At 70.7% G+C, this 18,135-nt stretch carries 21 protein-coding genes; 9 read left to right on the top strand and 12 right to left on the bottom strand.

The features are described from left to right. Entirely contained in the window at window positions 1–243 is a 243-nt protein-coding gene (locus AB0368_RS21245) for a hypothetical protein (RefSeq protein ID WP_366155636.1), read from the top strand. A gap of 71 nt (window positions 244–314) precedes the next feature. Continuing rightward, window positions 315–1,364: a sulfotransferase gene (locus AB0368_RS21240; RefSeq protein ID WP_366155635.1), complete on the top strand. Its 1,050-nt coding sequence runs from the start codon at window positions 315–317 to the stop codon at window positions 1,362–1,364. A 67-nt stretch (window positions 1,365–1,431) separates the two neighbouring features. Here the strand turns inward: AB0368_RS21240 and AB0368_RS21235 are convergent, their stop codons facing one another. The 10 genes from AB0368_RS21235 to AB0368_RS21190 all read right to left on the bottom strand — a co-directional run bounded on the left by AB0368_RS21235 (window position 1,432) and on the right by AB0368_RS21190 (window position 9,688). Further along, a complete protein-coding gene (locus AB0368_RS21235; RefSeq protein WP_366155634.1) occupies window positions 1,432–1,917 on the bottom strand; it encodes a hypothetical protein in 486 nt (161 codons plus the stop codon). A 7-nt stretch (window positions 1,918–1,924) separates the two neighbouring features. Next, window positions 1,925–2,287 carry a response regulator gene (locus tag AB0368_RS21230; RefSeq protein WP_366155633.1) on the bottom strand — a complete coding sequence of 121 codons (363 nt, stop codon included), beginning with the start codon at window positions 2,285–2,287 and terminating at the stop codon, window positions 1,925–1,927. After that, window positions 2,284–2,769, bottom strand: a complete 486-nt coding sequence (locus AB0368_RS21225; RefSeq protein ID WP_366155632.1) for a chemotaxis protein CheX — start codon at window positions 2,767–2,769, stop codon at window positions 2,284–2,286. The genes AB0368_RS21230 and AB0368_RS21225 overlap by 4 nt, the downstream gene beginning before the upstream one ends. After that, window positions 2,766–3,143 carry a response regulator gene (locus tag AB0368_RS21220; protein WP_366155631.1) on the bottom strand — a complete coding sequence of 126 codons (378 nt, stop codon included), beginning with the start codon at window positions 3,141–3,143 and terminating at the stop codon, window positions 2,766–2,768. Before AB0368_RS21220 ends, AB0368_RS21225 begins: the two co-directional genes overlap by 4 nt. A 15-nt stretch (window positions 3,144–3,158) precedes the next feature. Further along, the gene (locus AB0368_RS21215; protein WP_366155630.1) at window positions 3,159–4,004 is read right to left on the bottom strand and encodes a protein-glutamate O-methyltransferase CheR; all 846 of its coding nucleotides are present in this window, start codon (window positions 4,002–4,004) and stop codon (window positions 3,159–3,161) included. Then, window positions 4,001–5,176 (bottom strand): chemotaxis response regulator protein-glutamate methylesterase, encoded by a 1,176-nt coding sequence (locus AB0368_RS21210; protein WP_366155629.1) that lies wholly within the window; start codon window positions 5,174–5,176, stop codon window positions 4,001–4,003. The genes AB0368_RS21215 and AB0368_RS21210 overlap by 4 nt, the downstream gene beginning before the upstream one ends. 16 nt (window positions 5,177–5,192) lie before the next feature. Continuing rightward, window positions 5,193–6,065, bottom strand: coding sequence for a hypothetical protein (locus AB0368_RS21205; RefSeq protein WP_366155628.1), 873 nt, complete (start codon window positions 6,063–6,065; stop codon window positions 5,193–5,195). Further along, on the bottom strand, window positions 6,065–6,502 hold the full coding sequence (locus AB0368_RS21200) for a chemotaxis protein CheW (RefSeq protein ID WP_366155627.1): 438 nt from the start codon (window positions 6,500–6,502) through the stop codon (window positions 6,065–6,067). The genes AB0368_RS21205 and AB0368_RS21200 overlap by 1 nt, the downstream gene beginning before the upstream one ends. A 1-nt stretch (window position 6,503) precedes the next feature. Continuing rightward, a complete protein-coding gene (locus AB0368_RS21195) occupies window positions 6,504–8,903 on the bottom strand; it encodes a chemotaxis protein CheA (RefSeq protein ID WP_366155626.1) in 2,400 nt (799 codons plus the stop codon). 86 nt (window positions 8,904–8,989) lie between these two features. Next, window positions 8,990–9,688 carry a response regulator transcription factor gene (locus AB0368_RS21190; protein WP_366155625.1) on the bottom strand — a complete coding sequence of 233 codons (699 nt, stop codon included), beginning with the start codon at window positions 9,686–9,688 and terminating at the stop codon, window positions 8,990–8,992. A 191-nt stretch (window positions 9,689–9,879) separates the two neighbouring features. Here AB0368_RS21190 and AB0368_RS21185 point away from each other — a divergent pair, with 191 nt between their 5' ends. Together AB0368_RS21185 and AB0368_RS21180 are read left to right on the top strand one after the other, a co-directional pair. Beyond that, window positions 9,880–10,572 (top strand): HAMP domain-containing sensor histidine kinase, encoded by a 693-nt coding sequence (locus AB0368_RS21185; RefSeq protein ID WP_366155624.1) that lies wholly within the window; start codon window positions 9,880–9,882, stop codon window positions 10,570–10,572. A 98-nt stretch (window positions 10,573–10,670) separates the two neighbouring features. Continuing rightward, window positions 10,671–11,201, top strand: coding sequence for a CAP domain-containing protein (locus AB0368_RS21180; RefSeq protein WP_366155623.1), 531 nt, complete (start codon window positions 10,671–10,673; stop codon window positions 11,199–11,201). A 1-nt stretch (window position 11,202) separates the two neighbouring features. On the opposite strand, the gene AB0368_RS21175 is transcribed toward AB0368_RS21180, so the two are convergent. Then, a complete protein-coding gene (locus AB0368_RS21175) occupies window positions 11,203–12,288 on the bottom strand; it encodes a UDP-N-acetylmuramate dehydrogenase (RefSeq protein ID WP_366155622.1) in 1,086 nt (361 codons plus the stop codon). Window positions 12,289–12,355: 67 nt separating this feature from the next. On the opposite strand from AB0368_RS21175, the gene AB0368_RS21170 reads away from it, so the two are divergent. The 3 genes from AB0368_RS21170 to AB0368_RS21160 all read left to right on the top strand — a co-directional run bounded on the left by AB0368_RS21170 (window position 12,356) and on the right by AB0368_RS21160 (window position 15,700). Continuing rightward, window positions 12,356–13,117 (top strand): maleylpyruvate isomerase family mycothiol-dependent enzyme, encoded by a 762-nt coding sequence (locus AB0368_RS21170; protein ID WP_366155621.1) that lies wholly within the window; start codon window positions 12,356–12,358, stop codon window positions 13,115–13,117. A gap of 134 nt (window positions 13,118–13,251) precedes the next feature. Next, window positions 13,252–14,679: a GH1 family beta-glucosidase gene (locus tag AB0368_RS21165; RefSeq protein ID WP_366155620.1), complete on the top strand. Its 1,428-nt coding sequence runs from the start codon at window positions 13,252–13,254 to the stop codon at window positions 14,677–14,679. Window positions 14,680–14,683: 4 nt separating this feature from the next. After that, complete coding sequence (locus tag AB0368_RS21160; RefSeq protein ID WP_366155619.1) at window positions 14,684–15,700, top strand: LacI family DNA-binding transcriptional regulator; 1,017 nt, start codon at window positions 14,684–14,686, stop codon at window positions 15,698–15,700. A 3-nt stretch (window positions 15,701–15,703) separates the two neighbouring features. Here the strand turns inward: AB0368_RS21160 and AB0368_RS21155 are convergent, their stop codons facing one another. Continuing rightward, complete coding sequence (locus AB0368_RS21155) at window positions 15,704–16,504, bottom strand: EI24 domain-containing protein (protein ID WP_366155618.1); 801 nt, start codon at window positions 16,502–16,504, stop codon at window positions 15,704–15,706. A gap of 114 nt (window positions 16,505–16,618) precedes the next feature. Between AB0368_RS21155 and AB0368_RS21150 the strand changes: the two genes are divergently transcribed. Further along, a complete protein-coding gene (locus AB0368_RS21150; protein WP_366155617.1) occupies window positions 16,619–16,963 on the top strand; it encodes a hypothetical protein in 345 nt (114 codons plus the stop codon). A gap of 140 nt (window positions 16,964–17,103) precedes the next feature. Beyond that, window positions 17,104–18,126, top strand: a complete 1,023-nt coding sequence (locus tag AB0368_RS21145; RefSeq protein WP_366155616.1) for a PKD domain-containing protein — start codon at window positions 17,104–17,106, stop codon at window positions 18,124–18,126. Window positions 18,127–18,135: the final 9 nt, after the last annotated feature.

Genomic DNA, 18,135 nt, shown 5'->3' with positions numbered 1-18,135 from the left:
GTGATCCGGCCGTCCGTCATGCTGTTCGCGCTGCTGATGAGCGCGCCGGCGCTGTATCGCTACGTGCTCGACGAGATCGACATCACCGAGGTGCTGATCCGGTTCCTCATCGCCGTGCCGATCGCCGCGATACTGCTCGCCGCGCTGCGCTTCGTCACGGCGGGGTACGGCCGGGCGACGCAGCCGGGCACCCCGGTGACGCCCACCCCCGACAAGCGGGAGGCCGGTTCCGACACGCCTTGATACTTCTTTAACATTTGCCTGTTTTGCCAGTATGTTACCTCCGGTGAGCGACTGCCCACCGGAGGTGAACGGTGCCCACTGACCGTCCGATCATCGTCGTCGGCTGCCCGCGTTCGGGCACCACGATGCTGCAGCTGATGCTGCATGCCCATCCACGGATAGCCATCCCGCCCGAGACCCGGTTCGTACTGGCCGCGTACCGCGAATACCGCGAGTTCGGCGACCTGCGCCTGCCGGAGAACCGGCGCGCGCTGGCCCGGCGCATCGTGGACCGGGTCGAGACCCGCTTCTGCGACCTCGGCCTCGACCCCGAGGAGACCGTCGAGCGCATCGCCGCAGGGCCGGGCACGCTGGGCTCGGTGCTCGCCACGATCTTCCAGTCGTACGCGGCCCGCTTCGGCAAGCCCCGCTGGGGCGACAAGCGGCCGGCGTACCTGCACAACGTCGACATCCTGGTGCGCCTCTTCCCGGACGCCCAGTTCATCAACATCGTCCGCGACGGGCGGGACTGCGTCGCGTCACTGAAGGAGATGTCCTGGCACCGCAAGGACATCTACGCCACGGTGGCCGCCTGGGCCCGCGCGGTGGACGACGCTCGCCGTGCGGCCCGCAGCCTCGGCGGATCCCAGTGGTACGAGCTGCGCTACGAGGACCTGGTCGCCGACCCGCACGCGCGACTCACCGAGCTGTGCTCGTACCTCGGCGAGGAGTACCACCCAGCGATGGCCGAGCCCTCGGCGGTCGCGGAGGTGGCGGTGCCGTCGTTCAAGACCTGGCATGCGCGTACGCACACACCGGTCACCACCCAGCGGGTGCAGAGCTGGCAGACCCGGCTGACCGCGGAGGAGATCGCGCTCTGCGAAGCGGCCCTGGGCAGTCGCCTGGTGGCGAACGGCTACGAGCTGTCAGGAGCGGGCCGGCCGGCGTCCGCAGAGCTGATCCGCTACCGATGGACGGCGACGCCGCAGCAGTTCTTCCCCGCGCGCCGAGGGCTGAGCCGGGCGGCCGGCCGCCTGCGCCGCGACCCCGAGATCGCGCACCAGCCGACCACCGTGCTGGCTCAGCGTACGGCCTCGAGCACCGGCGAGGCGGACCGGCGGATCGACGCCGGCCAGGCCTGACGCCGGCGGCGCCGCATACAGTCGTGCCCTGGCCTCCGCATCGCGGGCCAGGGCATGACTTCGGGTCTCAGACCAGCGACAAAGAGAACTTGCCCTTGCCGTAGCGGGCGACCTCGACGAGCAGGTCCAGCCGCTTGCCGAGCGCCAGCAGCTGCGCCCGCGCGTCGTTGGGCAGTTCCGTTCCGGGGTAGATGACCTGGTAGAGCTTCACGTGCGGCGCCCCCTCCCGGTTGAGCAGGCTGGTGAACACGTTGCAGAGCTCGAAGACGTTCTCGGCCAGATTCGGGAAAAGCTTCTTCTCCTCGATGCTGTCCTCCGCGGCACCCACCGGGAGCAGGCCGAGGGCGGCACCCGCGTTGGCGGCGAGGCTCAGCGTCATGCCGAGCACCGCGTAGAGCTGCATCGACGTGTCCGTATAGATGGCGAACAGGCCGGTGGGCAAGTCTTCCGCGGTCATCGGATCACCGGAGGAGACGTTGACGTCCCGGCCGAGGAGGTCCTCGAAGAGGTTGCGAACGGCGAGCGAGGCGGGAATGACCGAGGTGTCAGACATGGCTATATCATCCCAAAATAGGAGAGAAGACCTCATCGAATTGCTCTGCAGTGAAGGGCTTCACGATGAAGAACGCCGAGCCGGCGCTCTCCGCGGCGGTCTTCATCTCGTCGGTGCACTCGGACGTCACGAAGCCGAACTTGACGTTGTTGCCGGCCGCGCGCAGCTTGCGGAGCACATCGATCCCGGTCATCTCGGGCATGTTCCAGTCCGAGATGATCAGGTCGGGGTTCTCCGCCTCGGCCTTCTCCACGGCCTCCGCCCCGTCCGACGCCTCCACCAGATCGTGCCCGTCGAAACCGGCCTGCCGCAGGGTGCGGGTCACGATCTGGCGCATGACCCGGCTGTCGTCCGCGATCAGGATCTTCATGCCGACGCCTCCTGCTGCTGCTTGATGCTCTGCCACATCGAGATGGAGACCGGTTCACCGTCCCACACGCCGTAGAGACCGCTGATCTGCTCGGCGGCCGGGTAGTAGGACGCGGTGTCCGGCGCCATCACGACGGTCGGCAGGGACAGGAAGCACCCCGCCGGGAGCATGGCCTTGACGTTGCCGCCGATGATGTTCGCCAGCTCGCCGAGGACGTCGGAGGTGTCCTCCTGACCGACCTCGTCCGACTCCATCGCCAGGAAGGCCGCGGCGGCCCTCCTGGCGGCCTTCAGCGAGCAGGCGTAGACGAGGTGGCCGTGCCACGAGCCGGTGATGGACACCGTCGAGTGCACCTCGGTCGGCTGCTTGGCGTCGCCCGTCAGAACCAGCGGGCTGACCCCCTCCGGGTCCACGTACGACACCCAGACCTGTTCCACCATCTCGGCGAGGTCATCCTGGGTTACCACGGTTTCGACGCTCATGAGTTCGCTCCGGTCGGTACCAGGCCCAACAGGGCCAACTTTTCGATCATCGCGCCCTCGGTGAAGGGCTTGATCACGTATTCGTGGGCGCCCGCGGCGAGTGCCCGGACGATCTGGCTCTGTTCGCTCTCGGTCGTGACCATGACCAGCGTCATCTCCCGCAGCCGAGGTTCGGAGCGGACCTTGGTCACGAACTCGAGACCGTTCATGTTCGGCATGTTCCAGTCGATGAGGGCCAGTTCCGGCACCTCGGTCATCGTGGCGAGCAGGTCGAGGGCCTCCTGGCCGTCACCTGCCTCGATCGCCTCGAAGTTCAGCTTCGCGACGATGCGCTTCAGAATCATGCGCATCGCCCGGGAGTCGTCGATCACCATCGCCCGCACCGCGGCTCACCCCTTCCTTGCGGCGCCGGCCGGCACCGCGCTGCGTACTCGGTAGGCAGAGGTCCTGCCGGCCGCCACCCGTTCGTAGTTGTCGTCGATCCCGATGGTCGTCTCGGCCGCGCCGAGGAAAAGCCAGCCGTCCGGGCGTAGCAGGCGTGCGACGTTGCGCAGCACTGTCTTCTTCGTCGCGACGTCGAAGTAGATGAGCACGTTCCGTAGGAAGATCACGTCGAACGGCGGCATGGAGGGCAGCGGCGCGGTCAGGTTCATGTGCTTGAACGAGACGTTGCGCCGCAAGTGTGGAGACACCCGCCAGTGCGCACCCGCCCGCTCGAAGTACTGGACCAGCTGGGTGGCCGGCAGTCCCCGGTTCACCTCCACCTGGCTGTACTCGGCGGCCTCGGCCCGCTTGACCATCTCGGTGGAGATGTCGCTTCCCATGATCTCGTACGACCACCCGGCGGGCAGCGTCTCCTGGAGCGTGATCGCCAGGCTGTACGCCTCCTGCCCGCTCGAGCTGGCGGCGGACCAGAGGCGTACCTTGCGCGCGGATCCCCGGTTCTTGACCAGATCGGGGAGCACCACGTCGGTCATCGCGGTGAAGGGCTCCCGGTCCCGGAACCACGACGTCTCGTTCGTCGTCAGCGCGTCGATGATCCGGCGCTGATCGTCCGGGTTCGGCTTGCGCTGGAGGTTGGCCAGGAACTCGCCGACGCTGCCGGCGCCCACCTGCCGGGCCACCGGAATCAGCCGGGCCTCGACCAGGTACTCCTTGCCGGGGGCGAGGACGATCGCCGCCTCCCGCCGGACCAGCGTGGACACGAAGGCGAAATCCGCCTGGGACAGGGTCATCGGGTCACCGCCGTCGCCCGGGGAGCGCGACCGACCTGGACCCGCTGGATCAGGGCGGAAGCGATCTTGTCGAGGGGCAGCACGTCGTCGGCCAGGCCCGCGCCGACCACCGCGCCGGGCATCCCCCAGACCACCGAACTAGCCTCGTCCTGCGCCAGCACCTCGGCGCCTGCGTCACGCAGCACCTTCGCACCACCCCGTCCGTCGTATCCCATGCCGGTGAGAACCGCCGCGTAGGCCGCCGCTCCGTAGAGCGAGGCCACCGAGCGGAACATCACGTCGACCGCCGGACGGCACGAGTTCTCCGGCGGCGCGCCGCTGAGCTGGGTCAGCGTCGCGGTGTTCCGGCGTTGCAGCACCAGGTGCTTGTCGCCGGGAGCGATGTAGACCGTGCCGGGCGCGAGCTCCATCCCGTCGCCCGCCTCGACCACGCGCAGCGGCGTGCTGCGGTCGAGGCGTTCGGCGAACATGCGGGTGAAGACCGGCGGCATGTGCTGGGTCACCACGATCGGGACCGGCAGGTCCGTCGGCAGTTTCGTCAGCACCTTGGTCAGTGCGTCCGGGCCGCCCGTGGACGAGCCGATCGCGAGGATGTCCACGCGCCCGGGCGAGGTGCGCCGGACGGGCCGCGCGGGGACAGCCGGCGCCTGGGCGCCTCGGCCGGCCGCCACGCCGGGTCGTCCCGGCAGGCCGGGGCGGTAGCCCGGCGGCGGGGCGAGCCCCGGCCGCTTCGCCGGGCCGAGGGCCGGCCGCGTCGGCGTACCCGGCCGGCGTCCGGCCAATGCGTGGATCTTCGGCACGAGCTGTTCGCGTACGGCGGCGATGGACTCGGCCACGGATCCGACGTTGCTCGGCTTGGTCACGTAGTCCGTGGCGCCGGCGGCCAGCGCCTCCAGCGTGGCGCTCGCGCCGGCCGCGGAGAGCGTGCTGAACATGATCACTGGCACGCGCTTGTGCCGCTTGCGCAGCTCGCGGACCGCCGCGATGCCGTCCATCTGCGGCATCTCGATGTCCATCGTGATGGCGTCCGGCTTGAGCTGGTCGATCTTCGCCTGGGCCAGCAGGCCGTTCGCGGCCGTGCCGACCACCTCGATGTTCGGCGCGCCGGTCAGCGAGTCCACGATGAGGCGACGGACGACCACGGAGTCGTCGACGACGAGCACTCTGATCATCGCTGTCCTCCGTCCCTCATCCGAGCCAGGCCGGGCCGAGCGCCGCAACGACCGGCGCCAGGAGCCGGTGCGCCGTGGCGGTGTCCAGCAGGTCCCGGACGACGAGCGCCTGGACCGCGCCGCTGAGCATGTTCCACACCCCGCCGGCCCGCTCGGCCAGCGGAATGGCGGCCGTGTCGATCGCCTGCACGAGCAGCATCTGCGCCGCCGCGGCGGTGCGTACGCGGTCCGACAGGTACGCCGCCCACGAGGCCGAGTGCACCGCCGGCGACCAGCCGCCGGCGTTCCGGCGCGCGTCCTCCGCCGACTGCGCCAGCCGCCCCAGGTCCTTGGGCGTGATCGAGCGCAGCCGGTCCAGCAGGGCCGACACCGCGTAGTGGTGCGGGCCCAGGTCGATCGGCTTGCCGACGGGCAGCTTGCGCACCGCCGCGACCCACCCGGCGCCGAGCATCCGGCGGGTCGTCTCGTCGAGGACCTCACGCAGGTAGCTGGCGACCGCGGCGTCGCAGAGCAGGGCGGTCGCCGCGGCGGCCGTCTCGGACTGCTTGGCGTCGCGGCCGGCCCCGTGCCAGGTCCAGGACATCACGTCGTAGCGCAGGCAGGTGAGCAGCGAGTCGACCGATCCGATCGGCGCCCGCTCGATCAGGGCGAGCGAGCTCGCCGGGTCGTCCGCCTTCATGCCCTTGAGCGACGGCAGCTTGCGCGCCGCGCTCTCCACCTCGACCCAGAGCGGGCCGCGAACCCCCTCGTCCGGCAACCGCTGGGCGAGGATGGGCAGGTCCCCGACGCTGAGGCGCAGGGCGCGCAGCAGCACCTCGGCAGTGGCCGACCCGCCTCCCAGGCGGGTCAGATCGAAGCCGAGAACGGGGGCGCTGACCAGGCTGTACATCAGGTGGTGACTCGATACGTGTCGACCGCCTGGGTGACGTCGAGGGCAAGCATCAGCCGCTCGTCCAGCTTGAACGTGCCCACCACCAGCTCGCGAGTCGGCCCGCTGAGCGTGTCCGGCGGCGGCTCGAACGCGTCGTCGTCGAGATCGACGACCTCGCCGATGCGGTCGACGAGCAGGCTCACCGGCTCGCCGTCACCGCGCAGGATCACGTTCATGACCGGGCCCTCCAGCGCCTGCCGGGCGAGGCCCAGCTGCACCCGCAGGTCGACGGCGGCGATCACCTGACCGCGCAGGTTGAACAGGCCGCCCACGGCCGGGGGCGCCAGCGGCACCGGGGTGTACTCGTTGTAGGACAGCACCTCCTGGACCGTGTGGACCTCGACTCCGAAGAGCTGGCCGGCCACCTCGAAGGTGGCGAACTGGCGGCTCGCCATCTCAGGCCTCCACCAGCTCGTCGGTGTTCATGTCGGCGTAGAAGTTCGGGTCGGCGGCGAGGATCGCGCGGCGCACGTCGAGCAGCTCGGTGACGCGCTGCTGGATGACCGCCGTACCGACCAGGCCGTCCTCTTCGGCGTCACGACGCGGCGCCGAGCTCTCGTTCTCGGCGATGTCGACGATGCGGTCCACGACCAGCGCCACGCTGCGCCCTCCCTCGCTGTAGACGACCACCGAGACGGTGTCGCTCTCCTCCACCTCGCTGTACGCCCCCAGCAGGTGCGACAGCCGTACCAGCGGAAGAATGTGACCGCGGTACTGCACGACCTCACGCGAACCGGCGTGCTCGATGCGGTCCCGCGGGAACTCCTCGAGCCGGGTGACCGTGTCGAGCGGAATCGCCACCCGGCGCTCCCCGACCGCGGTGATGAGCAGTCGCTCCCCGGTGCCGGCGGTGGTGGCGGCGCGCGACGTGCCGACCAGGTTCTCGCGGTCCGCGTCGGCCGTCAGGTGGGAACGCCGCGCCAGCGAGGAGGCGTCGAGGATGAGACCCACCTTGCCGTCGCCCAGGATGGTGGCGCCGGCGTACAGGCCGATGTCCTTGAACCTGCTGTTCAGCGCCTTGACCACGACCTCTTCGGTGTTCAGGACGCGGTCCACGACCAGGCCGAAGCGGCGGCCGTCGGCCTGCAGAACCATGATGTAGACGCCCTGGTCGCCGCTGGGCTCGAGGCCGAGGGTGCGGTCCAGGCGGACCAGGGGCAGGAGCTTGCCGCGCAGCCGGTAGACGGGCGCGCCCGAGGCGTACTCGATCTTCGTGGACTGGCCGTCGATGAAGACCAGCTCGAGCACGGCGACCTGGGGCACCACGTAACGCTGGTCGCCGCAGTCGACGGTCAGCGCCTGGATGATGGCCAGCGTCAGCGGGATCGTGAGGCGCCAGACCGTACCCTGGCCCAGCGTCGAGTCGACGCTCACCGCGCCGCCGATGCGCTCGATGTTGGTCTTGACGACGTCCATGCCGACGCCGCGGCCGGACACGTTGGTCACCTTCGCCGCGGTGGAGAACCCGGGCTGGAAGACCATCGCCATGATCTCGCGCTTGTCCATGTTCGGGATCTGCTCCGCCCGGAGCAGCCCCTTCTCCACGGCCTTCTGCGCGATGCGGTTCACGTCCATGCCGGCGCCGTCGTCGGCCACATCGACAGCGACGTGCCCACCCTCGTGGTAAGCCCGCAGCGTCAGCGTGCCCTCGGGGTTCTTGCCGGCCGCGATCCGCCTGTCGGGGTCCTCGATGCCGTGGTCGACGGCGTTGCGCACCAGGTGGGTCAGCGGGTCCTTGACCGCCTCGAGCAGGCTGCGGTCGAGCTCCGTCTCCTTGCCCTCCATGACCAGCTCGACCTTCTTACCGAGCGAGTTGGAGAGGTCGCGGATGACCCGGGGAAGCTTCGACCAGATGTGCTCGATCGGCTGCATGCGGGTCTTCATGATCCCCTCCTGCAGCTCGGAGGTGATCATGCCGAGGCGCTGGGCGCTCCGCACGAGGCCGGAGTCGCCGGTGTCCATCACGCCGCGGACCAGCTGATTACGGGCGAGCACCAGCTCGCCGACCATGTTCATCAGGCTGTCGAGCAGGTCGACGTCCACCCGGATCGCACTGTCGGCGACGCTGCGCTTCGGCGTCTGCGCCTGCAGCGCATCGCTGACGGCGGCCGGCTGGGTCTTGCCCTCCTCGAGCAGGATCGTGCCGAGCTTGCGCTCGTCGCCCTCGAGCTGCGACTGCAGCGCCGAGCCGACGTCCGCGGGGTTCGCCGCGCCGGTCTCGACGAGGATCTCGCCGAGCGGGCGCCGCTGGTTCTCGATCGGCTCGGGGGCCGGACGGGCCGGCCTCTCCTCGATCGGTTCGGGTGCCTCGGCCGGCTTCGCCGCGCTCGGCGCCGGTGCGGCCGGTGCGGCGGGGGCGGCGGCGGGTGCGGCGGAAGGGGCGGCAGCGGCGGCCGCGGGGGCGTCGCCCGGGGCGTTCATCTGCGCGTGGACGGCCGTGATGATGGTCTCGACATCGACCTCGCCCTCGACGCCGTTCTGCTCGATGGACTCCAGCAGGGCCCGGACGCCGTCGATCGTGGCCAGCAGCGTGGTGATCGTGGTCGGCGTGACCGGCTGGACGCCGTCGCGCAGCCGCGACAGCAGCGACTCGCCCGCGTGCGCGAGGGTCTCCAGCCGGGTGAAGGCCAGGAAGCCACTGGTGCCCTTGATCGTGTGGATCGCCCGGAAGATTCGGGAGATCAGGTCACGCGAAGCCGGACTCTGCTCCAGTGCGACGAGATCCCGGTCGATCTGGTCCAGGTTCTCGTGGCTCTCCATGAGGAACTCGCCGACGATCTCGCCAAGGTCTTCCAACGCCCTACCTCCTGCTCGTTTCCCAAATCCCTCATCGACCCACCGGGTCATCACCTGAGGACACCCGAAGTGCTACCGGTTGCGGCTCAGCTGTCACCGCCCGGACGCCGATAGCGGTAGCCGAATCCGCGTACGGACTCGATCGGGGATTCGTCGGGATCCGACCATCCGAGCTTGCGGCGCAACCGCAGCACGGCGAACTTGACGCGCTCCTGACCGATGCCCGTGGGGTCGTCCCACGCCTGGGTCAGCAGCTGGTTGGGGCTCAGCACCGCGCCGGCGTGCCGGACCAGGGCATTGAGCAATCGGAACTCGGTCGGGGTGAGGCGCTTCTCGTCACCCTTGACGTAGACCCGGCGCTTCGTCGGGTCCAGGTGGACCAGGCCGTCGTCGTAGATCTGGCTGGCCCAGCTGTTCTGGCCGCCGGAGGAGCGGCGCAGCAACGCCTCGACCCGGGCCAGCAGCTCGTTGTTGGCGAACGGCTTGGTCAGGTAGTCGTCCGCCCCGCCGCGCAGCCCGCGGACCTTCTCGGCCTCCTGGCCGTGCGCGGTCAGCACCAGCACGGGTACGTCGGACACGTCCCGCAGCCGCTCGAGCACCTGCCAGCCGTCCATCTCGGGCAGGCCGACGTCGAGCACGACCAGGTCCGGGTGCTCGGCGTACGCCTCCTTGAGGCCGGTACGCCCGTCACCGGCGTGTGCCACCTCGTAGCCGGCCCGGCTGAAGAGCAGCCGAAGGGCCAGTGCGATGTCCGGGTCGTCCTCGACCACGAGCAGCCTGCTCATGAGCTCGTCACCATGCCCTCCGCCTCCGCCCCCGCGCGTCGCCAGACGCGGCTGCCCGGCCGGCGCGGCACGCACCGGTCCCTGGTCAGCGTCTTGCTCACGCCCCCCGCGACTGCGGACGGCGAAGATGAAATGTCCAAAACCACGATAGCGTGACGTGTCTGTTCATATACGGAAAGTTATAGTTCAGCGTGCGAACCCCCACGAACCTCTTCGCGCTGCAGGCTCGCTTCCTCGCGGTCATCTCCCACGAGCTGCGGACGCCGCTGACCACGATCGCGTCCTTCACCGAGAGCCTCGACACCGACGACCTCGCGCCCGCCGAACGCTCGGTGGCGCTGGCCGCCGTACGGCGCAACACCGAGCGGATGCTCGCGCTCGTCGAGGACCTGATGGTCGTGAGCCGGCTGCAGACCGGCGATCTCGAGCTCTGGCCCACGGCCGTGGACCCCGCCGAGGTGATCCGCGAGGTCGCCGAACTGCTGGCGAGCCGGGAGCCGTTCACGGCGGCGACCGTCCGCGCCGAGCCCGGACCGCCGCTGTCCGCGGACGCCCCGCTGCTGCGCGACCTCTTCTATGCCGTGGTGGGCACGGTCGCGAGCGGCGCGGCCGACCGGTCCGCCACCGTGGAGGCGGAGGGCAGTGACACCGGCTGGCGGATCACGGTGACCGCCCGGCAGGCCGAGCGGCTCACCAACGAGCACCTGATGGCCGGCATGCTGGCGGACCCGGACCCGCCGAACCGGCGCCGCAGCACGGCCCTGTGGATGCTGCTCGCCGAGGCCATCGCGACCCGGCACGGCGGGTCGGTGGAGCTGACGTTCGACCCCGAGACGGGTGCGGGAGCCGAGATCCGGCTTCCGCCGACCATCCCCCCAGACTGACACGAACCGCCCGGCAGGCCACCGTAAACGCCCAAAGAAGGGACGTAACGGCAGATGAACGGTCCGATGTATGGTGCCGGGCGCACAGGGACCCGGCCGTGGACCGGGAGGCAAGCACCGTGTTCGAATCCGTACGCCGTATCGCGCTCGCCGCGGCCGCACCCGCGGCACTGCTCGCACTGACCGCGGCACCCGCGCACGCCGGCACCACCGTTCCGGGGGCGTCCCGGCTGGGCCCGGCGACCATCGGGATCCTCATGGACGACGTGGTCGCACGCACCAACGAGGTGCGGGTCAGCGCGGGCTGCGACCCGCTCTCGGTGGAGGACGAGCTCGTGGTCGCGTCCGTACGGCAGAGCCACTACATGGCCGCCACCGGCGACTTCGGGCACATCGGCTGGCGCGGCTCGACGTTCGAGACCAGGTCCCGGGCGGCGGGCTACGACGACGTCGCCGCCGAGAACATCGCCTGGGGCTTCTCCAGCGCCGACGAGGTGATGGAGGCCTGGCTGGCCAGCCCGGCGCACCGCGAGAACATCCTCAACTGCGACGCGCGGGTCTTCGGGGCCGGCGTACAGCGGGCGGCCGACGGCACCCTCTACTGGACCCAGGTCTTCGGCTGGCGCTGAGCTACAGCGAGCAGTTCACCAGGACCGGTTCGGGGTGCAGGACGACGCCGAACCGGTCCCGTACGCCGTCGCGGATCTCGCGGGCCAGGTCCAGCAGCGCCGCCGTCGTCGCCCCACCGCGGTGGGTCAGTGCGAGCGTGTGCTTGGACGAGATGGCGACCCCGTCGCGGCCGTACCCCTTGGCGAAGCCGGCCTTCTCGATCAGCCAGGCTGCCGGCACCTTGACCGTGCCGTTCGGCGCCGGCCAGCTCGGCGGCTCGCCGGCGTCGACCAGCCGGTCCTGCACCGCGGCCCACTCCTGCGCGGAGAGCACCGGGTTGGTGAAGAAGGAGCCGACCGAGCGGGTGTCCGGGTCCTCGGGGTCGAGCACCATGCCCTTGCTCGCCCGCAGCTTGAGGACGGTCTCGCGGACCCGCTCCGCGGCCACCCGGTCGCCGGCTTCGACGCCGAGGTGCCGGGCCAGTTCCGCGTACCGGATGGGGGCCGACTCGGCGGAGACCTCGAGCCGGAAGTCGACCTCCAGGACGAGCCACCGGTCGTTGTGCTTGAACACGCTGGACCTGTACGCGAACCGGCACTCCGGCAGCGACAGCACCTTGACCTCGTCGTCGATCCGGTCGTAGACGTGCACCGCCTCGACGGTCTGGGCCACCTCCTGGCCGTAGGCGCCGACGTTCTGGATCGGCGTCGCACCGGCCGAGCCGGGGATGCCGGACAGCGCTTCCAGCCCGGAGAGGCCCTCGGCCAGCGTCCGGGCGACGAACTCGTCCCACGGCTCGCCCGCCGCGACCCGGACGAGCGCACCCCGGGAGTCACGCTCGATGACGCGAACCCCGCGGGAGCGCAGCAGCAGCACCGGACCCGGGAACCCCTCGTCACCGATCACGACGTTGCTGCCCCCCGCGAGGACCAGCGTCCGGTCCCCCCTGCGGGCGGCCGCGCGCATCATTGCTACCGCTTCGTCCGTTTCGGACACCGCCGTCAGCGTGCCCGCCGGGCCGCCGAGGCGTAGCGTCGTGTACGCCCCCAGCGAACTGGCATGCGCAGCAGATGCGGTGGCGGGTGGATGAGCACTAACGTCAGGCACGACGTTCACCCTAGGCCGACGGGCCCAGGGGTACGCACAGGTGGTCCTCCTTGAGCGGGAGAAGCTGATGAACAGGCTCAACGCGACGAAGGACTTCTGGCTGGCGGCGCTGCGCGCCGACGGCCCGGCGCTCCAGGACGCCGTCGCCGAGACCGGCCCCGACGCCGCCGTGCCCTCGTGCCCGGGCTGGACCGTCGCCGACCTCACCGAGCACCTCACCGTGCTGCTGCGCTGGGTGCGTGAGACGGTTCCGCGCGGCGTGATCGACAAGCCTGCCGAGCGGGTCACCCCGGAGCCCCGGCCCGCCTGGCCGGACGCGCTGGACGGGCTGCGGCGCGAGCTGACCGGCACGATCGAGACGCTCGACGCGCTCGATCCCGACTTCCCGGCCTGGACCTGGCCCGCGCAGGCGAAGAAGGCCGGCTTCTGGCAACGCCGCATGGCCCACGAGATCTCCGTGCACCGCTGGGACGCCGAGACGGCCGCCGGCCGCGCGACGCCCATCGAGACGAAGCTGGCCGCGGACGGCGTCAACGAGGTGCTCGACACCTGGTTGCCGGCCGGCCGCCGCAAGGGCCCCACCGACCTGCACGGCGTCGTACACCTCGTCGCCACCGACGCAAGTTACGAGTGGTTCGTCCGGCTGCGCGGCGCGGGCCTGGCACTGCTGGACACCGGCACGATCCTCGACACGCACGATCACCACGCGCGCGCCGAGACGCGGGGCATGGCGAGTGACCTGCTCCTGGCACTTATGGGACGCGTGAAACAGGACAAGCTGGTCACGACCGGCGACCCACGCCTGATCAGCGCGCTTCGTGCGGGCTGAAGCGTCCCACGGTACGGGCGTGGTTCCGCAACTTCCAGCCGCTTCCCGAGATAGTGAATGGCCTTACGCTGTACCGGTTAAGTTCGGGCGGCCGCGGTCGTCCCGACAGCATTCACGCAGGGAGCGGTGAGGGCATGACGGCAACCGTCGAGGTGGAATCGAGCGGCGAACCACTGGCATCGGGGGTCCACTTCCCGGACGGCTTCATCTGGGGAGCCGCGACGGCGTCGTACCAGATCGAGGGAGCGGTCCGCGAGGACGGCCGGGGCCCGTCCATCTGGGACACCTTCTCCCGTACGCCGGGACGCGTGTACTCCGGCCACACCGGCGACGTCGCCTGCGACCACTACCACCGCTACGTCGAGGACGTGGCGATGATGGCGGACCTGGGGCTGGGGTCGTACCGGTACTCGGTCGCCTGGCCGCGCATCCAGCCCGACGGCACCGGCCCGGTCAACACCCGCGGCCTGGACTTCTACGACCGGCTCACCGACGAGCTCATCGGCAAGGGCATCAACCCGGTCGTCACGCTGTACCACTGGGACCTGCCGCAGACGCTGCAGGACCGCGGCGGCTGGACCGTCCGGGAGACCGCCGAGGCCTTCGCCGAGTACGCGGCCATCGTGCACGCCCGCCTCGGCGACCGGGTCCGCACCTGGACCACCCTCAACGAGCCGTGGTGCTCGGCATACCTCGGCTACGGCAGCGGCCGGCACGCCCCCGGCGTCCAGGACCCGGCCGCGGCGTTCCGGGTCGTCCACCACCTGCTGCTCGGGCACGGGCTGGCCGCGCGGGCGCTGCGCTCGGCCGGCGCGCAGAGCGTCAGCATCACGCTGAACCCGGCCGCCGTGTCGCCCCTCGACCCGCAGAACCCGGCCGACGCCGCCGCCGCGCGGATCGTCGACGGGCTGCACAACCGGATCTTCCTCGACCCGCTGCTGCGCGGGGCGTACCCGGAGGACATGCGCGAGCACATGGCGCGCTTCACCGACCTGAGCCACATCCGCGAGGGCGACGAGGCGATCATCAACGCCCCGATCGACGTGCTGGGGATCAACTTCTACACCCCCACGTACGTGTCGGCGAAGCCCGGCCAGCCCGCCTCGCCGGAGAACCCGGGAACCGAGGGCATCGCCTTCCGGGCGCCGGTCGGCCCGATCACCGACATCGGCTGGCAGATCGAGCCGGCGGCCCTGACCAGGCTGCTGGACCGCATCCACGCCGACTACGGCGTACCGATGATGATCACGGAGAACGGCGCGGCCTACCCGGACGGCCCGTCGGACGGCACCGGCGCGGTCCACGACAGCGACCGGATCGACTATCTCGACGGTCATCTGCGCGCGTGCCTGGAGGCCATTTCCCACGGCGTTGACCTTCGGGGATACTTCGCATGGTCGTTGATGGACAATTTCGAATGGGCCGAGGGCTACAAGATGCGCTTCGGGATCGTGCACGTGGACTACACCACGCAGCAGCGGGTCCTGAAGGACAGCGCCGAATGGTATCGGGAGGTGATCCGGCGCAACGGTCTGACCGACCGGGCCCGGATCGGGGAGTGAGCTGATGGTGACGCGGGAGCGGCCGACACTCGAGGCGGTGGCCAGACGAGCCGGTGTCTCGCGCGCGACCGTTTCTCGCGTCGTGAACGGCTCGACCACGGTCGCGGTCGCGATCCGCGACGCCGTCAACCAGGCCGTCGATGAACTCGGGTACGTACCCAACCAGGCGGCGCGCAGCCTGGTGACCCAGCGCACCGAGTCGATAGCGCTGATCCTGCCGGAGACGGCCAGCCGGGTCTTCTCGGACGACATGTTCTTCCCGGCCATCATCCGCGGCGTCAGCATGGAGCTGGAGGCCGCCGACAAGCAGCTCGTCCTGATGATGGCGGGCTCGACGGCCAGCCACGACCGGGTCGAGCGCTACGCGATGGCCGGGCACGTGGACGGCGTCATGTTCGCCTCCATGCACGGCGCCGACCCGCTGCCCGGCACGCTGGCCCGGCTGGGCATCCCGGTGGTGTGCAGCGGCCGCCCGATGACGCCGGCCGAGCTGCCGGTGCCCTACGTCGACGTGGACCACATCGGCGGGGTGGCGGTGGCCGTACGCCGCCTGCTCGCCCTCGGACGCCGCCGGATCGCCACGATCGCCGGGCCGCAGGACATGGTGGCGGGCATCGACCGGCTGACCGGCTACCGGACCGCGCTGGACGAGGCCGGGCTGGCCGAACACGTGGCGGTGGGCGACTTCACCCGCGACTCCGGCATCCAGGCGATGCGCCGCCTGCTCGCCGACGACCCGCAGCTGGACGCGGTCTTCGTGGCCTCGGACATGATGGCCCACGGGGCGCTGCAGGCCCTCAAGGACGCGGGGCGGCGCGTGCCGGAGGACGTGTCGGTGATCGGCTTCGACGACTTCGAGATCAGCCGGCTCAGCGACCCGCCGCTGACCACCGTCCGCCAGCCGATCGTCGACATGGGCCGGACCATGGCCCGCCAGATGCTGGGGCTGGTCGACGAGCGTACGGACGTCCCCTCCGTCGTGGTCCTGCCGACCGAGCTGGTGGTCCGCGCCTCCGCCTGACCGCTACAGCGAGGCGGTCGTGATGACTTCCGTGGGCAGGCCGAGCACCTTGCGCGACAGCAGAGCGCCGCCCGCCACCGCCGCCGGCATGAGCAGTACGGCGCCCAGCGGGATGAGGAAGCACGCGAACACCGCCACGCCGAAGCCCAGCGCGAGTGGCCGCCGCGCGCGCAGCGCCGCCCGCCGGTCCCGCAGCCGCTTGCCGCGCCGCTGGAACGGCACCCCGGTCAGTTCCACGGCGAGCAGCCAGCCGCCGACCGCACCGCCGACCACCGGCACCACCGTCTGGCCCACGACCGGGATGAAGCCGGCCACGAAGAGCGGGATGCCGAGCAGGATCGACAGGCCGATCAGCCGCAGCGAGTCGCGCAGGCTGCGGCCGAGCGAGGCGAGCAGCGGCACCTCCACCTCGTCCGGTACGCCGCCGTAGCGCCGCTCGACCAGGCCGGAGATCTTCTCGTAGAACGGGTCGCCGATCAGCAGCGTCACCGCGGTGAACGTCAGCACCAGGAGCAGGCCGCCGAGCCCGAGCACGGCGGCGCCGGCCAGCAGCCGGATGAGGTCGCGCCACAGCGTGGACCAGTCGTCGGCGAACCAGGTGACCGCCGACGCCAGGTCGCCGACCAAGGCGACGAGGGTGAACACCGCGGCGCAGTACAGCAGGCCGGCGATGATCGCGGGCACCAGGCCCAGGGCGAGCAGCCGGGGGCTGCTCAGCACGAGGCCGAGCCCGCGGCCGAGCAGTCCCGCACCGGTGAGGAAATCGCGGACCGCTCCGCCTGGACCGTGCTGAGTCTCTCCCACGGTTCGCGAGCTTAGGGCCTGCGGAAAAGCCCGTCACCCGCGAGGCCGGAGGGTTCCGGGCCGGCGTCCGAGGTCTCCGTCGCGGCGGGGCTCGACGGCGGATCGACGATCGACGTGGGCGTCGGCACCGGCGGCATGGTCAGTGTCGGCGTCGCGGACCCGGAGGCGGATGACGACGGTACGCCGGAACTCGGCGCGACACTCGGCGCGCTCGGGGCGACGGACTCCACCACGGAGACCGGCTCGGTGGCGCGGGGTACCCAGTCGGTGATGGAACCGGACGCCGGGGTGGTCGCCCTGAGGGGTGCGGTGCCGAAGGCCCCCGCCCCGTCCGGCGCGCTCACCGGCGGCGGTGCGGTGCCGGGCGTACCGAGCGTCCAGCCGGCGGCGACGGCGAACGGGAGACCGAAGGCCACGATGCCGAAAAAGACTGATCTGGGGGATAGCCGCACGCCCTGAACACCGGTCGAGCGGCCAAAAGGTTACGGCGTACGCCGATACATCGGGGAATCCGCCGCTCACCGGCTTGATCAGCCGAGTCCGGACCCGGTACTGTCCACCGGCTCGCATTCACTGCGACCACTTTCACGGGGAGACCAATGAACACCGGACGATCGCGCGGTCTCGCCGCGATGCTGACCCTCGCCCTCGGAGCCGGCACGGTGGCCGGGGCCGCCCTGCTCGGCTCGCCGGCCTGGGCCGCGGGTACGGGCACCTACAGCCTCGACACCACGGCGATCGCGCCCGGCCAGCAGGTCACGCTGACCCAGACGGCGTTCGAGGACAGCACCCCCGACACCGCCCCCACCGTCACGGTGACCTGGGGCGACGGCAGCTCGTCGACGCTGGAGAGCGGCTCGGACAGCGTGCAGCACACGTACTCGGCCAGCGGCACGTTCACGGTCGCCGTGACGATCGCCGACGACGGCGCCTCCACCGCCGGCACCCTCACCGGCGCGAGCGTCACGGTGGCGGCCACGACGTTCGCGTTCAACCCCACCTGGAACTGGACCTGGACGGCCGGCGGCCACGAGGCCACGCTCCAGCTCGCCGGTGTCCCGCGCAACACGACCCGGGTGTGGGTCAACTGGGGCGACGGCGAGACCAGCTTGGTGAACCGGGCCAACACGGTGGTCCAGCACTACTACACGTGGGGCGCCTCCGGCGTGCACTCCGCCACAGTCACGCTGGAGAGCCCGCAGGGCAAGGTCACGAAGCCGGCGGGCACGTACACGCTGAAGGCCGACACGTTCAAGCCCACCGCCACACTGACGGTGCCGGCCAGCCCGTCGAAGGCTTCCTCGTGGAAGACGATCCAGGGCACCGCCAAGGACGCGCAGAGCGGCCTGGACGTGGTCGGCGTGCAGCTCTTCAAGTGGAACAGCACGACGGACTGGTACTACAACTTCTCGACCAACAAGTGGGTCAAGTACAACTTCGACAACCCGAACATCCCGCAGGCCGCCGTGAAGTACGTCAAGGCGGACTCGGCCGGCAAGTGGAAGGTCACCGGCGTGGCGGGTCTCGCGAAGGGCTACCACCTCGAGGTCGACTACTTCGCCTACGACAAGGCCGGCGTCGGTAGTGACCGGAAGTACCGGGTGCAGAACCTCACGAGCTGACGCGGCAGG

This window comes from Actinoplanes sp. NPDC051475, from assembly GCF_040689425.1.
In the GTDB taxonomy this organism is placed as follows: Bacteria; Actinomycetota; Actinomycetes; order Mycobacteriales; family Micromonosporaceae; genus Actinoplanes.
The sequence above is the reverse complement of the archived record's forward strand: the minus strand, read 5'-3'. Positions and strand labels throughout refer to the sequence as shown.

Coding starts and splice junctions, on each gene's coding strand:
- AB0368_RS21165 (WP_366155620.1), top strand. CDS start 13,252: ATGACGGCAACCGTCGAGGTGGAATCGAGCGGCGAACCACTGGCATCG.
- AB0368_RS21220 (WP_366155631.1), bottom strand. CDS start 3,143: ATGGTGATCGACGACTCCCGGGCGATGCGCATGATTCTGAAGCGCATC.
- AB0368_RS21235 (WP_366155634.1), bottom strand. CDS start 1,917: ATGTCTGACACCTCGGTCATTCCCGCCTCGCTCGCCGTTCGCAACCTC.
- AB0368_RS21225 (WP_366155632.1), bottom strand. CDS start 2,769: ATGAGCGTCGAAACCGTGGTAACCCAGGATGACCTCGCCGAGATGGTG.
- AB0368_RS21190 (WP_366155625.1), bottom strand. CDS start 9,688: ATGAGCAGGCTGCTCGTGGTCGAGGACGACCCGGACATCGCACTGGCC.
- AB0368_RS21230 (WP_366155633.1), bottom strand. CDS start 2,287: ATGAAGATCCTGATCGCGGACGACAGCCGGGTCATGCGCCAGATCGTG.
- AB0368_RS21215 (WP_366155630.1), bottom strand. CDS start 4,004: ATGACCCTGTCCCAGGCGGATTTCGCCTTCGTGTCCACGCTGGTCCGG.
- AB0368_RS21210 (WP_366155629.1), bottom strand. CDS start 5,176: ATGATCAGAGTGCTCGTCGTCGACGACTCCGTGGTCGTCCGTCGCCTC.
- AB0368_RS21160 (WP_366155619.1), top strand. CDS start 14,684: ATGGTGACGCGGGAGCGGCCGACACTCGAGGCGGTGGCCAGACGAGCC.
- AB0368_RS21170 (WP_366155621.1), top strand. CDS start 12,356: ATGAACAGGCTCAACGCGACGAAGGACTTCTGGCTGGCGGCGCTGCGC.
- AB0368_RS21205 (WP_366155628.1), bottom strand. CDS start 6,065: ATGTACAGCCTGGTCAGCGCCCCCGTTCTCGGCTTCGATCTGACCCGC.
- AB0368_RS21200 (WP_366155627.1), bottom strand. CDS start 6,502: ATGGCGAGCCGCCAGTTCGCCACCTTCGAGGTGGCCGGCCAGCTCTTC.
- AB0368_RS21145 (WP_366155616.1), top strand. CDS start 17,104: ATGAACACCGGACGATCGCGCGGTCTCGCCGCGATGCTGACCCTCGCC.